Annotated in this window: 13 protein-coding genes; 11 read left to right on the top strand and 2 right to left on the bottom strand. The window is 36.9% G+C overall.

The window, feature by feature from the left end; genetic code table 11:
* Positions 1–15 precede the first annotated feature (15 nt).
* From AEA09_RS08290 to AEA09_RS08280, 3 genes are all read left to right on the top strand, one after another.
* Entirely contained in the window at positions 16–1524 is a 1509-nt protein-coding gene (locus tag AEA09_RS08290) for a hypothetical protein (protein ID WP_053583385.1), read from the top strand.
* A gap of 444 nt (positions 1525–1968) precedes the next feature.
* Positions 1969–3711 (top strand): ABC transporter ATP-binding protein, encoded by a 1743-nt coding sequence (locus AEA09_RS08285; RefSeq protein WP_053583384.1) that lies wholly within the window; start codon positions 1969–1971, stop codon positions 3709–3711.
* Complete coding sequence (locus AEA09_RS08280) at positions 3708–5444, top strand: ABC transporter ATP-binding protein (RefSeq protein ID WP_053583383.1); 1737 nt, start codon at positions 3708–3710, stop codon at positions 5442–5444. Before AEA09_RS08285 ends, AEA09_RS08280 begins: the two co-directional genes overlap by 4 nt.
* Positions 5445–5484: 40 nt before the next feature.
* Here AEA09_RS08280 and AEA09_RS08275 read toward each other — a convergent pair whose 3' ends face one another.
* Positions 5485–5862, bottom strand: coding sequence for a hypothetical protein (locus AEA09_RS08275; protein WP_053583382.1), 378 nt, complete (start codon positions 5860–5862; stop codon positions 5485–5487).
* 195 nt (positions 5863–6057) lie between these two features.
* On the opposite strand from AEA09_RS08275, the gene dacB reads away from it, so the two are divergent.
* The 8 genes from dacB (at position 6058) to AEA09_RS08235 (ending at position 14687) form a co-directional block, all read left to right on the top strand.
* The gene (gene dacB, locus AEA09_RS08270) at positions 6058–7491 is read left to right on the top strand and encodes a D-alanyl-D-alanine carboxypeptidase/D-alanyl-D-alanine endopeptidase (protein WP_053583381.1); all 1434 of its coding nucleotides are present in this window, start codon (positions 6058–6060) and stop codon (positions 7489–7491) included.
* Between the two features lie 467 nt (positions 7492–7958).
* Positions 7959–8399, top strand: coding sequence for a MarR family winged helix-turn-helix transcriptional regulator (locus AEA09_RS08265; RefSeq protein ID WP_053583380.1), 441 nt, complete (start codon positions 7959–7961; stop codon positions 8397–8399).
* A gap of 172 nt (positions 8400–8571) precedes the next feature.
* Positions 8572–10269: a methyl-accepting chemotaxis protein gene (locus AEA09_RS08260; RefSeq protein ID WP_053583379.1), complete on the top strand. Its 1698-nt coding sequence runs from the start codon at positions 8572–8574 to the stop codon at positions 10267–10269.
* Between the two features lie 146 nt (positions 10270–10415).
* Complete coding sequence (locus AEA09_RS08255; RefSeq protein WP_053583378.1) at positions 10416–11348, top strand: LCP family glycopolymer transferase; 933 nt, start codon at positions 10416–10418, stop codon at positions 11346–11348.
* 311 nt (positions 11349–11659) lie between these two features.
* Positions 11660–11755 carry a transcriptional regulator gene (locus AEA09_RS19900; protein WP_156312102.1) on the top strand — a complete coding sequence of 32 codons (96 nt, stop codon included), beginning with the start codon at positions 11660–11662 and terminating at the stop codon, positions 11753–11755.
* 147 nt (positions 11756–11902) lie between these two features.
* The gene (lepB, locus tag AEA09_RS08250; protein WP_425411976.1) at positions 11903–12466 is read left to right on the top strand and encodes a signal peptidase I; all 564 of its coding nucleotides are present in this window, start codon (positions 11903–11905) and stop codon (positions 12464–12466) included.
* Positions 12467–12903: 437 nt separating this feature from the next.
* Complete coding sequence (locus tag AEA09_RS08240; RefSeq protein ID WP_245622858.1) at positions 12904–13398, top strand: sigma-70 family RNA polymerase sigma factor; 495 nt, start codon at positions 12904–12906, stop codon at positions 13396–13398.
* A 2-nt stretch (positions 13399–13400) separates the two neighbouring features.
* Complete coding sequence (locus AEA09_RS08235; RefSeq protein ID WP_156312100.1) at positions 13401–14687, top strand: DUF4179 domain-containing protein; 1287 nt, start codon at positions 13401–13403, stop codon at positions 14685–14687.
* 129 nt (positions 14688–14816) lie between these two features.
* Here AEA09_RS08235 and AEA09_RS08230 read toward each other — a convergent pair whose 3' ends face one another.
* Entirely contained in the window at positions 14817–15644 is an 828-nt protein-coding gene (locus AEA09_RS08230; protein WP_053583373.1) for a DNA alkylation repair protein, read from the bottom strand.
* Between the last annotated feature and the right edge of the window lie 99 nt (positions 15645–15743).

The raw sequence follows: 15743 nt of genomic DNA, 5'->3' as shown, positions 1-15743 counted from the left end.
GAGGGGGATATGTAAATGAAAGTGCCAATGAAAAAATCATGGCTACTTATGCTAGCTTTATCAAGTAGCCTTGCTTTGGCTGCTTGTTCAGAAAAAGAGGACAATGCAGCTGGGGAAAAAAATAGTGAAGTGTCTGAAACTTCAGCAAAAAAAGAGGAAGTTGTTGAAGAAAAGCTGTTAAACAACATTACATTATCAGCTCCGCGTGGCTTTGTACGTGATGAAGTGCAATTTAATGTGACAGACTTAAAGGCCGAAAAGCCCGTTGAATTAGTATGGAACTCTATTGACGGTGAATATATTGTGGAAGATTTATATGCCGTAATCGGTCCGAAATTTACAGAAAAAGAAATCACAATATTTGAAGGGACAGCTGATGCAGATGGTAAATGGGCTGGTAAATTTAATGTTCCTGAAGGCTTTGGTGGTGATTTTACGGTATGGGTAAAACAAGGCGGTAAAAAAATTGGACAGGTTGGTTATACTGTGGACCCATCATTTGTGATGGAACCTCAATCGGGTCCAGTCGGTACGGAAATCACCATTAAAATGGAGGGTCTAGGCTGGAGTACGTATATGCGTAACTGGCAATTAACGTATGACAATAAATATACTGGTCTGGTAACAGGTATTTCTACAAATGGTACTGCAGAAGCGAAAATTCGTGCAGCAGGATCTGTCGGGGATCATGCAATACGGTTACGAACAGGCTATTTAGGGATGCAATACATAAATTATCTGCAATCACCTTATCCAGATAAGCCAGCACCTGACTTTATGTTTAAAATTACTGATGGTGTTGCACCAACAATTGCAAACCACGTAGAAGAAGCGCCTGTTGCTGCATCTGGTGGTGTAGAGATGCCAGAGCTTAAACAAAAGAAAGACGTGAAAGTTGCACTTAGTGTAGACGAAGGTATTGTAGGTGATCCTGTTAAACTAACGTCTACAGGCTTACCAAAGGATACTGAAGTCGAGCTTGTATGGAACACAATGAAGGGTAGTCGCGTTAGTGGTAATGGATTTGCTGAAGAAGTAACGAGTTTAGACAAAATTAAAACAGATGCAACAGGTAACTTAGACTACGACTTCAAAGTTCCAGATGACTTAGGAGGTATTCCGCACCGTCTTGATTTAGTAGCGAATGGAGAAGTATATGGACAAACTTACTTACGTATTTTGCCATCGATAGTTGATTTCTCACCAAAATCGGGTCCAGTAGGCACGAAAATTTCAATTACGATTAAAGGTGGAGGTTGGACTGAGTTCGACAATGCCTACTATTTAACGTATGACAATGCATATACAGGCTATTTATGTGCCTTTAACAGTCAGGGTAATTTAACATTTGATGTGATTGCAACTGGCGATGTTGGTCATCATTTAATCGATTTATACCCTGGTATTTATAAACAAAAAGAATTAGCTACGGATATGACACTTATCCCACAATTAACGTATTCAACGGATCATCCTGGCTCTGCAATGCCAGCTATTCGTTTAGCGTTTGAAGTAACGAAATAATATCGGAATTTAGTAATTTACCGATTTAAAGCGTTAATTACTTCCTGGAAAACGTAATAAATAACAATTAGATTATTGACAATTATTTCTACAGTGTGATAATCTTCAAGAACACTATAACAAATTATACAAAGGAGGACATGACAATGATTACTTTAACAGCACATTTCAAAAACACAACTGCATACATTGTCCATGTCTAATGTTGTAGAATTTTATTTTGCAATGAAAGGTATGGGCTATCCATTACCTTTTTTTATAAGAGACACATGCTCTTTTTTAGGGGTATGTGTCTCTTTTTTTATTTCAATTGTTGTGGTGAAAAAGAGGAAAAGGAGTGTATGTATTATGTGGAATACAATGAAAAAGATGATTTTCAACAGGGAGTTGCTAGATAGTGGGTAGCTTCACACAAGAGCAAAAGGTGAAAGAAGGTTTTAAAGTATGTTCGATGTTTTAAGCAAATTAAGCTGGTTTTTCAAACTTTATTGGAAGCAATATACGGTTGCGATAGTGCTCCTCATAATTGCCAGTGTATTAGATGTTATTCCGCCCTATTTACTGGGATCCATCATAGATATACTAACAGTAGGAGAAATGACAACAACGATTTTAACAAAATATATACTGATCTTCATTGGGATTATTGTCGGTGGATATGCACTTAATTTCGTGTGGCAGTTCCGTTTGTTTGAAGGAGCCATCAATCTTGAAAAGATAATGCGTCAACGTTTAATGAAGCAATTTTTACGCATGACACCGACATTTTATGAAAAAAATCGAACGGGCGATTTAATGGCACGTGCGACGAATGATTTAAATGCAGTGTCCTTGACAGCAGGCTTTGGCATTATGACCTTAATTGATTCGACGATATATATGGGCTGTATCATTTTTGCAATGGGCTATATGATTTCATGGAAGTTGACGTTTTTTGCTATGTTGCCAGTCCCGATTATGGCGATGCTTATTCAATATTTAGGGAAGATCGTGCATGAGCGATATATGAAAGAGCAGGAAGCGTTTGGAGAATTAAATGATAGCGTCTTAGAATCTGTTGCCGGGGTTCGCGTGGTACGTGCATACGTGCAGGAGAAGAAAGACGAAGCTGATTTTGCAGCGATGAGTGAAACAGTTTATGAGAAAAATATGCATACGGCAAAAATTAATGCACTTTTTGGACCGATTACAAAGGTCGGAACGGGCATTAGTTATGTGGTGGCACTTGGCTATGGTGCTCACTTAGTGGCGACTGAAGCGATGACAGTTGGACAGTTGGTGACGTTTAATGTGTATCTTGGGCTAGCAGTTTGGCCAATCTTTGCAATCGGTGAGCTAATAAATGTTATGCAGCAAGGTAATGCTTCGTTGGATCGTGTACAAGAAACGCTTGAATACGAAGCAGATGTACAAAATACTACAAATCCAAAAGTCCTAGCAACGCCAAATGCCATTGGTTTCGCGGATTTAACATTCCAATACCCGATGAGTAATGTTAAAAACTTGCAGCGCATTTCTTTATCCTTGAAAAAAGGTGAAACTCTTGGCATTGTAGGAAAAACGGGTGCAGGGAAGACGACATTTTTACGTCAGCTATTACGTGAATATCCTTTAGAACAAGGACAGCTATCGATTGACGGCATTGATATTACCACACAAACGAAGGAACAGCTATTGGATTGGATTGGCTATGTTCCTCAAGATCACGTGTTATTCTCACGTACAATACGTGAAAATATACTCTTTGGGAAAGAGCATGCGACAGACGAGGAAGTGCGACAATCTGTGCGAGCTGCCTATTTCGAGAGGGATTTAGAAAATCTACCAATGGGCCTTGAAACGCTTGTTGGAGAAAAAGGTGTTTCTCTATCTGGTGGACAAAAGCAACGTGTTTCGATTGCGCGCGCGCTCATTAAAGATCCTGAAATTTTAATACTTGATGACTCTCTTTCTGCAGTAGACGCGAAAACAGAAGCGAAGATTATTGAAAATATTCAACAGGAACGTGAAGGTAAAACGACGATTATTACGACACACCGTTTATCTGGTGTTCAGCATGCTGACCTGATCATTGTGTTGGATGATGGGCAAGTAGTGGAGCAAGGCACGCATGAACAGCTCCTTTCACTAAATGGATGGTATAAAGAGCAATTCGACCGTCAACAGTTAGAAGGAGGTGCCTCATGAGTACAAGTAAGCGATTGTTTCACTATGCGATGTATTTTAAGCAACCAATTTTACTTGGGCTATTTTTCTTAACGATTGCTGTCTTTACAGAGCTAGTGGGACCTTTTATTGCCAAACATATTATTGATAATTACATGACAATTGGGCAAATCGAGATAAAACCAATTGCCTGGCTACTCATTATTTATTTAGCATTAGCTGTGGCAACCGCGATTTTACGTTATTATATGTATATTTATTTGCAGGTAGGTGCCAATCGTGTCGTGCAAAAATTGCGAAAAGATGTATTTGAACATCTGCAAACATTGCCGATTCACTATTTCGATAATTTACCAGCAGGGAAAATTGTTGCGCGTGTTACAAATGATACAGAAGCGGTACGTAATTTATATGTGCAGGTGTTATCAAACTTTATGACGAGTTTTATTTCGATTTTCGGAGTTTATGTGGCACTCTTTATTTTGAACTGGAGAATGGCGCTACTCTCATTAACGATGATGCCTGTTATCTATTTATGGATGATTTTGTATCGGAAAATTGCCTCAAAATACAATAATGTTATTCGTACGAAAATCGCTGATATAAATGGAATAATCAATGAATCCATTCAAGGAATGACGATTATTCAAGCATTCCGTCGTGAACAGCAAATGAGTAAGGAATTCGATGACATGAATAATGAGCACTACGAATATCAGCGTAAGCTATTATTCCTTGATTCTGCCACTTCCTTTAACTTAGTAAATACATTACGACTTATTATGTTTACTGTTTTTATTTTTTACTTTGGAATGCAATCAATGACAATGACAGAAGTCATTTCTGCAGGTACGTTATATGCCTTTGTTGATTATTTAATTAAACTGTTTAATCCAATTACGAATATCGTCAATCAATTTTCGCAGCTAGAACGCTCGCTCATTGCAGGGAAGCGAGTATTTGAGATATTAGATATGAACGGAGAACCAGTTTCGCAGGAAAGTTTACCGAGATATCAAGGGAATGTGGTTTTTGAGAATGTTTCCTTTGCCTATAAAAAAGAAGAGTATGTATTAAAAAACGTATCGTTTGAGGCGCACCAAGGTGAAACAATTGCCTTAGTTGGGCACACGGGCTCAGGGAAAAGCTCAATAATGAATTTACTATTCCGTTTCTACGATCCATCAAAAGGGAAGATATCGATTGATGGTATCGACGTAACGATTGTATCACGACAATCGATGCGCGAGCATATGGGAATTGTATTACAGGACCCGTATTTATTCACAGGTACGATAGCATCAAATGTGAGCTTAAATAATCCGAATATTACGCGTGAAAAAGTTGAAGCTTCATTAAAGGCGGTTGGTGCGGAACATGTACTCAGCAATTTACCAAATGGTTATGACGAACCAGTGATTGAAAAAGGAAGCACTTTGTCTTCTGGACAACGCCAACTTATTTCTTTTGCACGTGCTCTTGCTTTTGATCCTGCTATTTTAATATTGGATGAAGCAACATCTAATATAGATACGGAGACAGAGGAAATTATTCAGCATGCGATGGATGTCCTGAAAAAAGGACGAACAACGTTTATTATTGCGCATCGTCTTTCAACCATAAAAAACGCCAATCGTATTCTAGTGCTAGACCGTGGTGTAATTGTCGAACGAGGGACACACGACGAGCTACTGGCACAGGGTGGCGTTTACGAAAAAATGTATCAAATGCAAGCAAAATCCTTAAAAGAATAAAAGAAAGACCCACTTTTATCTGAAAGTGGGTCTTTCTATTTTAAGATGGACTTTTTACATGCTTAAAGACATTGATCACAAATAACACAACCGAAACGGCAACAGCAATACCGCCACCAGATACACAAAATTCAAGTAACCAACGAGGCACATCTAAATAGATCATCATCATACCGGCAAAGAGGAACGGTAAACCGATGTTGTATAGCCAAAATTGTGCTTTGGCGAGGGCTGTTTCAGCAGCTTCTTTATAAATAGAGTAAATAACACCTATGAGACCAGTTGACAGCCAACCTACCACATTAATGTGAGCATGGGTCGCTTTCCATTGAAGCTCAATTGTATAATGCATAAAAAGTCCAAAAGCCAGACCAATCGCGAAATAAATAACTGAAATTTTCACCCATTTAGCACCCATTGAAACCAACTCCTTTTCTGTAGGATGTGTAGCTACTATAGTCTATTCTTGTCGAAGTAAAATAATTACATCCAAAATTTTACTGAATAGTAACTATATTTATTCCGACAAATATTGTAAAATAATAGGGTATTAGGTAAAGTAGAGGTAAAATCATCAGCAATATACTAAATATAAGACAACTTTGGAGGATCTATGATAAAGAAAACACTCATTTTCGCGGTTATAGTAATGCTTAGCTGTTTCCATTTATTCCTAATAGAAGAGGCGTCGGCAAGCACACAAACAATGACAACTAACATCGATAGTATTGTTTCAAAAAAATGGGCGAAGAACGAACATAGTATTACCGTACGGAATATGGAGAGTGGGGAGGTCCTATATAGTAAAAATGGAGAGAAAATGATTCGTCCGGCCTCCACACACAAACTGTTAGTAAGTGCAGCAGCTTTAGATTTACTTGGATCGGATTACCGTTTTGTTACGGGGGCCTATATAGATGGGCCAGTTGAGAACGGTGTATTACAGGGCAATCTTTATTTACAGGGGGGAGGAGATCCAACGCTGCTACCTGTTCATTTAGAATCTTTCGCTAATGGTTTGCAGAAAATGGGCGTTACTAAAATTACAGGAGCATTAATAGCTGATGATACGTGGTTTGATTCGGATCGGTTATCCAAGGGAATTGTAGTTGAAGACGAGGCATTAGCTTATGCCTCTCGTATTTCTGCATTGACCATATCACCTAATGATGATTACGATATTTCTACGGTACAGGTAAAGGTGTCTGGTTCGAAGGTAGGTGCTTCAGCAAACGTTCAGCTTGAGCCATATACGAGTATAGTTCCAATCGTCAACCAAACAAATGTTGTCAAAAAGGGTGCTAAAAGCACGGTAAACATAACACGTGAATATGGCACAGACCGTATAATTGTTAAAGGAAATTTACCTGCTGGGACGCAGCGCAATACGAATGTGACAGTGTATGATCCAACATTATATGCACTCGATGTATTTCGAGAAAAGTTGAAGGCAAAAGGTGTACAAGTTATGCCACTTAAGACTGGGCAAGTACCTACACATGCACAAAGAATTGGTGTTTTGTACTCAAAGCCATTAAAGGACATTAATTTTCGTTTTTTAAAGCTCAGCATAAATGGTATGGGTGAAATGCTTACGAAACAAATTGGACGAGAACAGCTTGGAGAAGGTAGCTGGTCAGCTGGTATTCAGGCGATTCGCAAGTACGGTTTTGATAATGGCCTTAATATGGAGCAGTGGTATTTTGAAGATGGCTCGGGATTAAATCACCAAAATCGTGTTAGCAGTATGCAAGAAAGTTTGTTGTTACATAAGGTACGTAGTAAATCATGGTACTACTCATATTTGGATGCTTTGCCACATGCAGGGAGAAAGGGCAAACTTATCGGTGCAACGTTAGAAAATCGCCTAAAGGGGTATAGCGTTTCAGCTAAGACTGGTTATATTACCGGTACATATGCATTAGCTGGCTATGTGCAGGGGAAAAGCGGGAAATGGTACATTTTTAGTATCTTAACACAGGCAAATCAATCGTCTGCAATGTCGACTATAGATCAAATTGTTACGCAAATTGCAAAGGATATGTAAAAAATATATAGTAATTATAATTTAATCCGTAAATTTACTATTAAGTTAGGATTGCTAGTGAAATAGGCGTCGAGAAAACTTGAAAATTGTTAAAATTCTTTCTGAAATTAAAGGTTTTACAAACTAATTTACCTAATTTTTCTAATATGATGAAATGTTGAATACAGTAGTTGAAAACTAGGGTAAACTAGATGTATTCGTTAATAACGATTATGTAAAAGAGGGTGCTTATGCGATGTATACCAAGCAATCAGTGGTATTTCACATGTAGCTTCTTATAAATGATGCTGATTTTGTATTATTGTAAATTTAATGAGCCCAATTGCAAGCACACCTAAAGTAAAGGCTTGGGCAAAAACACAAATGGGGTATTACGAAGCTGTGAAGGATAAAATCTATTTGGCCATTTATTTCATGTGGGTTCTATCATACTTCGTTAATAGTCTAGTATATTCGGGGAGGATATTTTGACAAAAACAAATATTTTTAAGCTCATCCATATGATTGATCAGATGAATAATGAAAACATTGTTCGTTTTACAAAAGCATTTCCTTATCCTCTAGGTATTTCACCTATTTTAGTACTAAGCGAATTACGTATTAAGGGCCCGCAAAAGCAGGCTGAGTTAGCTGAAACAATTGGTTATACTAAAGGTGCAATGACAAGTATTGCGTCGAAATTAGTAGACCTTGGACTTGCAAAACGATTGTATGATGATAATGATCGCCGTACAATTCATATGGAAATTACTTCAGAGGGTGAAAATGCTTTAGCAAAGGCGCAGAGCATTGGTCAAGATGTCTTTATGCAACTTTTTGAAGTATTAAATGAAGAAGAGATAGCTCAATATTTATTAATTCAAGAAAAGTTAGTGCAGGGTATACAAGAAAAAAAATTACAAGCGTAACATCAATATACACATTATAAAAAGAAGCTCTGTTCGATGAGTTTCTTTTTTGTTTTTATAAAATTCCTGAATTCGACAAAAATAACTTTAAAATTTACTGAATATTTGATACTCTTATTGGTACACGAGGAAATTTTTCGTATAAAATCCAAAGTATTTCCTTTGAAGGAGAATGACAAAAGAAATGTCCATAAAAATAAAATTATATGTAGCATTTGCGATACTATTTTTTTGCATTATCGGATTATCCATCAACAGTTATATGGATATGACAAAGATGAAAAATGAATATAACGCAATACTTGATAAGAATGTTGAACAGATTTATTTAGCGTCGGATTTACAAAGCAATACAAAACAACAAAGTATCTACATACAGCATTATATTGAAACTGGAAATTCGAGTACATTAGAAAGTTTCCGGAGCGTGCAACTAAAAATTGGTACAGGTGTTGGTTTGTTAAATGACGTCATTAAAGACAAGTATCTTTCTGAAATTAATAACAAAATGATAGAGGGCAAAAAATCATTTGATAAGGTGGCGGAAACAGTCATCGATGCAGTAGATCGTGGAGATACAACGGGTGCACGTGAAATTTATGATAAAGAGTTATCACGACAGAATAGTTTTATGAGCAGTGTAGCCAATGAAATGCTTGCATTCAATAAAATGAAATTCACCGAAATTTCCTACGAAGCTGAAAAAGGGGTACAAAAAAGTGCCATAATTACCGCTATAATCGGACTATTCGCTACACTAATTTGTATATTTTTAAGTGTTTTAATGGCGGTGAAAATTGCCAAACCATTAACAACAATGGCGAATTCGGTGCAACAAATTACGCAGGGTGATTTAACAATTAAAGATATTACTGTGAAATCGAATGATGAGATAGGTACTTTAGCAAATGCCATCAATGAAATGAAGCAATCTATTCGTATATTGATTCGTTCATCAGGTGAAACAGCTAATGATTTATCTGCTATTGCCGAAGAGTTAACAGCCAGTACCTCACATGTTGCTTCTTCATCTAATACTGTTGCGCAGAATGTTGAAACAATCGCAGCAGGAACAAGAGTTTCTTCATCCGTTTCAAATGAAGCTACACTGGCGATGGCGGAAACAACAGTAGGCATTCAGCAGATTGCAGATGCAACTAACACTGTATTAGAAAAGGCACAACAGACGAAAGATACAGCTGACGAGGGGCAACTTACAATAGAACATGCGAAGCAACAAATGAATATTATTTACGATTCGTCCAAACAAACAACAGCACTTATATCAAGGCTCAGTCATCAATCAGTTGAAATACAAAGTATTACACAAGTGATTACGGACATTACAGAGCAGACAAATCTACTAGCATTGAATGCGGCGATTGAAGCGGCACGTGCTGGAGAGCATGGAAAAGGTTTTGCTGTTGTGGCAGATGAAGTTCGTAAATTAGCAGTCCAATCGAAAGACTCAGCCAACTTAATTGCCCAACTTACGACGGATATTTTGCACGAGACGAAAAATGTAGAAGATTCAGTTACTCAGGGCTTAACGACAGTTGAGCAAGGTGTCAATATTATCGCTCAAGCAGGAACTTCCTTTACCAATATAGTGGAAGCTATTGAGGATATGACGGAGCAAATTTCAACTGTAACGGCGGTCACTCAGGAAATGACAGCCACTTCAGAAGAAATTACGGCATCCATCCATGAAGTAGATGGACATGTTCGTATCACAGCAGATGGTACTGAGGAAATCGCACAGCAAATCGTGGAACAAGTGGCAACTCTACAAGAAATCAATGATATTTCTGAAAATTTAAGTAAAAAAGCGTTGGAATTAACGATTGGAATGACTAATTTTAAATACTAATGCATAAAAAGGCGTACATTTAGCGAATACTAGTGTACGTCTTTTTTTATACCATTATGCATAATAATATATTATATGAACTTTTTTTTTAGTTGAAACGTCTAAAAGACGAGTAAATCTGTTGAATAGCCAGAGAGGACTACGGAATGGAACATAAAATGAAGAGAATAAAAGAGAAGAAAAGTAAAAAGAAAATATGGCCCTGGATAGTAGGTAGCATATTAGCGCTCATCCTAGTATTTGTAGGAACTGCTTATTATACTGTCCATAAAACAATGAATAAAATAAATACGCCACTAATGGAAACAAGTGAAACAGTAGAAAAAGAACAAAAAGTAATCACAAGAAAAGATCCTTTTTCAGTCCTATTGCTAGGAGTAGATGAAAGGGAAAATGATAATGGACGTTCAGATACGATGATTGTCATGACTGTCAATCCAGAGAAAAAAACGATGAAAATGCTAAGCATTCCAAGGGATACAAGAACTGAAATTGTTGGTTATGACACAGAAGATAAAATCAATCATGCTTATGCCTTTGGTGGCGTGCCAATGGCAATGGCAACAGTAGAGAATTTCCTTGATATTCCTCTAGATTATTATGTGTTTATCAATATGGAAGGCTTCTTGAAAATGATTGATACCTTGGGTGGCGTAACGATTCAAAATGATATGGAGTTGACGTATGGTGCATATCATTTCCCAGAAGGTGAAGTGAATTTAAACGGTGAGGAGGCACTTATTTTCACACGGATCCGCTATGAGGACCCACGAGGTGATTTTGGGCGTCAAATTCGTCAACGTCAAGTAATCGAAGCCATTTTGAAAAAGGCTTCAACACCAACTACAATACTAAAAGCAAGTGATATGTTAGAGGTTGTAGGAGAGAATGTACGGATGAATTTCTCTATGAAAGAACTGATTCAATTACAAGGAATTTACAAGAAAATGGATAGTGGCATTGAACAAATAGCATTTGAAGAGGGTTCAGGCACAAGGATTGATGATATATGGTACTACATTCCGAATGAAGAGGAGTTACTAAAAATTCAATCTGAACTGAAAGAACATTTACAATGAATCCCATAAAAATTGTAAATACAAAGTTTGATTTCTAACAATTCAAGCAAAATGGCAGTAATAAATCTAACAATAAAGGGGGGAGCTTAATGAATGGGAGGACCCAGGTGCTTAGGTATACCGCTATAAATAATTGTATGGAATGTTATACGCCAAAGCGTAAAGAGCAAAAAAGACCAAATAAGTCACTAATGTTGCAATTACAGTTATTTTGCTTGAAGATGTTTAGATGATTTTTTAGTGTGTCAATTTGAAATATCAGAAAATTCGATGTATAATAAAATCAACAAATAGTTGAGGAAGTGATTGTTGTGTTAATGGGCATAATTTTACTAACATTGGCATTGCCAACGGGTATATTATTAGTAGTAGATTTACTCCGAGAACAGCATAACTCAACTACTTAAAACAACCATCTAAAGTTTATAACCATAAAAGACAAAGGTAAATTTCCTTTGTCTTATTTTCATTAATAAAAAAAGCAATTAATAGTTAGCATTATTCGTCAAAATAGTATGTTAAATGCTATAATAAAGAAAAAATAGTATCGGGGAATGAGAATGAAAGAAGAAAAAATAGATTTTAAAAAAGAGATATTTTCATACATTAAAATCATCGTCATAACGGTAATTGTAGTACTGGGCTGTAAGCAATTTTTATTTGCCCCTATTAAAGTACAAGGTGCATCTATGTTTCCAACCTATGAAGATACGGATATTATCATTGTTAGCAAAACGAGTAAAATTGAACGCTTTGATCAAATCATTTTCCAATCTCCAACTGAGGATGAGCTATACATTAAGCGTGTGATTGGGTTACCAGGAGATACTGTGGAGATGAAGGACGATGTTTTATATGTCAACGGTAAGGCATACGAAGAAAATTACGTTAATCGTCAAACAGATGATCCCAACCAATTACGTATTACTGAAAACTTTAGGTTAGAAGAATTACTTGGAAAAGCTACTGTACCAGAAGACAGTTATTTTGTATTAGGAGATAACCGTCTAAAAAGTTATGATAGCCGACATTATGGGTTTATTTCTAGTGAGGCTGTTTATGGTGAATCTAAACTAACGGTTTATCCATTCAGTCATTTCTATATTGGTGCAAAATAAGAAAAAAGATCTATCTGCATATTAATTATATGTAGATAGATCTTTTTGTTTTACTGAACCTATTCGTCTTCTATAGAAAAATAAGTAACTTGTTTTGAGTATAAATCTGTGCACATTTTATAAGTGCTGTAATAAACACAAACATTTGAATTTTCAGTAGATTCTTTGAGTGGTTTCATATTGTCATAAGTCATGACAATATTTGGTGGTGTCGTTTCGACTTGGGTATCTTCAACTACTAATTCTACGCCATAAAATAGTGTTAAAAAATAGCAAACGCAACAAAATATACGCACACGATCACCTCTTTCGATAACCTTCTATTACTTATTTATGGTCGAGAGAAGTAAAATATAATTAAAATTGTAAATAAAGATGAACGTTTTAAGGGGCATAGCAGTCTAATTACTAGAAAGGAAGTGACCTTTTTGGATGAAATGATATATCAACGTGCTATGAAAAAAGAGGAAGTAGCTTTTTTAGCCGCAATGCAGGAATGTGAAGCTCTTCTTTACCACACAGCTCTTGGCTATTTAAAAAATGAACACGATGCGATTGAAGCAGTGCAAGAAGTGACTTACCGTGCCTATCACAAAATACATACAGTTAAAGACCCTGCTTATATAAAAACGTGGCTCGTCCGAATAATGCTTAATGTTTGCTATGACATGGTGAAGCAGCAAAAACGTCAGGGGCATGAAATATACAAAGAGCCGAATACAGTACTTAATGAACACCCGATACAAATAGAAGAAGTACTTGCAACGTTGCCAAAAGAACATCAAGAAATTGTTCATTTAAAATATTTTCACAGTTTGAAAAATGCTGAGATTGCTCGTATTCAACAAATTCCAGAAGGTACTGTGAAATCGAGGCTTCATAAAGCATTGCTGAAATTACGGATCTTTATGGGGGAGGGGGAGGAATCGTGAAAATGGAGGATAAATTAACGCAAGTTGGTGAAGAACTTCGACATAAAGCTTTGCCACATGATACCTTGGCACAGGCAAGACGAAAAGGGCTTCAACGTGCGAAGCGGCAGCGTAAGCAAAGTATACGAGTATGGTCGGGTGTAGCAATTGCAGCCATATTCGTGCTTAGTTTTACCCTAAGTATTCGGTTGTCACCTCAATTTGCGCAATCAATGGCGAAAGTACCTGGTGTTTCTTTATTTGTTGACTTGATTAGTACGGACAAAGGGGTTCGAGACATTATTTCGCACGACTATTATGAGGTATTGAATGTAGCCCAAACAAAGGGTGGTCTCACGTTTACATTGCAAGGTGTAATTGCCGATACATCGGGAATGGTGCTAAATTACAAGCTAGAATCATCGAAGCCAGTACAAAATTTGTCCCCTCAAATAAGTATTTTGCAAGATGGCTCACCGTTAGCTGCTTCGATTGGTCAGTATAATTCCGGTGATGAAACAAAGTTTGAACAAGGAAAATTGATACATGTTGTTTCTCCAGAAAGCATTAGCTATGAGAATCCTAATTTTGAATTACAGGTGAAGATAGATCAAGAGTTGGAAACGACGTTTACTCTTCCATTTACGCTAGAAAAACCGATTGCAAAAACAAAAAAAGTTTCACTCAATCAATCCCTTACTTTTGAAGGACAGGAGCTGATCGTAGAAGCGATAGCCATTGCACCTTTGCGTGCAAAGGTTACCATTCGAGTGCCAGAGGACAATACGATGCGTCTCCTCGATATTGAAAAGCTGCAATTAATAGATGAACTCGGAGAGATATGGAAACAGGGAGGGATTATTAGTGCACACGGCGACTTGGAGTCGGGGCTTGTTCATTATTATTTACAAAGTAATTATTTTAGAGAACCGAAAAAATTGGCACTTGAAATTGGCGATATTCAGGCATTGCCGAAGGGTGATGACTATGTTGAAATTGATGTAGAGCATGGAAAAGTGACGCATGTACCACAATTTATCGAAGCGGACATTTGGGTTGAAAACGATGAAATCCATGTCGTTATGCCGGCAAGAGATGAGAAGGAAAGTACATTTTCATTTACTAGTCCAGTGGATGCACGTGGAGAAACTCCCCGTAGTATTAACGTTGTAACGGGTATTAACGACGGGAAAGACCGTAATATATATATGTTTGACTTCGAACAAATGCAAAGCCCGATTCGTTTGAATGTGCAAAATTATCCAAACTACTTAGAGGGTGAGGAGAAAATTGATATTGACATAAAGTAAAGATTACATTATCGATTATCTTTACTAGTAAATGAAAGTGTTCTTTCAAGAATTACTTCGGCCACATATTTAATTTGTACCCAAACGATAGAGACCAGGTACTCATTCATGAGCCTGGTCTTTGTTAATTTATCCTTTTTTCAAGATTGTTCTTTTCGCTTTTTTTATGATTTTCCCTGTTGCCTGTAAATCAGACTCATTTGCCCACTTTTCGCATAAATCGAGCACCCATTCAGGTTGGGTTTTACTAGCATCGTTTAGCCAATTACCAACAGAATCTTGTACATACTTGGCTGGGTCAGCTTTAAGTAAGTTTAAAATAGGCAGTGCTTTCTCTGGCTCTTGTTTTAATAGTTCAATATGTTTCGTCCATACCCCTCGAGGTCGAATGGACTCTACTGCAAAGCGACGAATATTTTCATTAGGACTACTTGCCCATTCCACTAATAATTCTACGCTCTTTTCAATATCTTCTGAAAGGTTTTCTCGAATGGACATCCAAGCAATTTCTCGAACACCAAAATGATGGTCTGCTGCAAAAGGTTGGATATACGACAGTTTTTCTTCTAAAGCCAGGTTAGCGTTTTTATTCATGAATGCTGCCCAACATCGCACGCTGTCCGAAATATGATTGGCACATAAAGTTATTATATCTAGCTTTCTTCCTTTGCTTTCGTTTTCCAACACGTTATCTAATAAATGACTTGCTGTCCGTATTGCTTTCATACCAGTTTCGGCATTTTGTTTTTCCATTTCTGATAAGACAAAATTTAATTTGTCATCTAAACCGAATGAGGGCAGAATATTTTTTAGTAATATTGGATGGTTAACAGCTTGCCATTCTATAAGATTAACAGTCTCTAATCGTCCTTGGTTCAGTAATGCTAACACGTTGTTTGGGATATCAATTGCTTTCCTGGCGCCTTTTCTGTTTAAAATAGCTTCATTAATAACCATTTGAAATCATCCTCTTATTTGTAATAAATATAGTGTTGTCGGTAAATATAAATATTATAAATTATATCTAAAATACCCAAATCCTTCAATTACATGAAG

The organism is Lysinibacillus contaminans, from assembly GCF_001278945.1.
Lineage (GTDB): Bacteria > Bacillota > Bacilli > Bacillales_A > Planococcaceae > Lysinibacillus > Lysinibacillus contaminans.
Note: the sequence above shows the minus strand (reverse complement) of the source record. Positions and strands in the feature narration are given on the sequence as shown.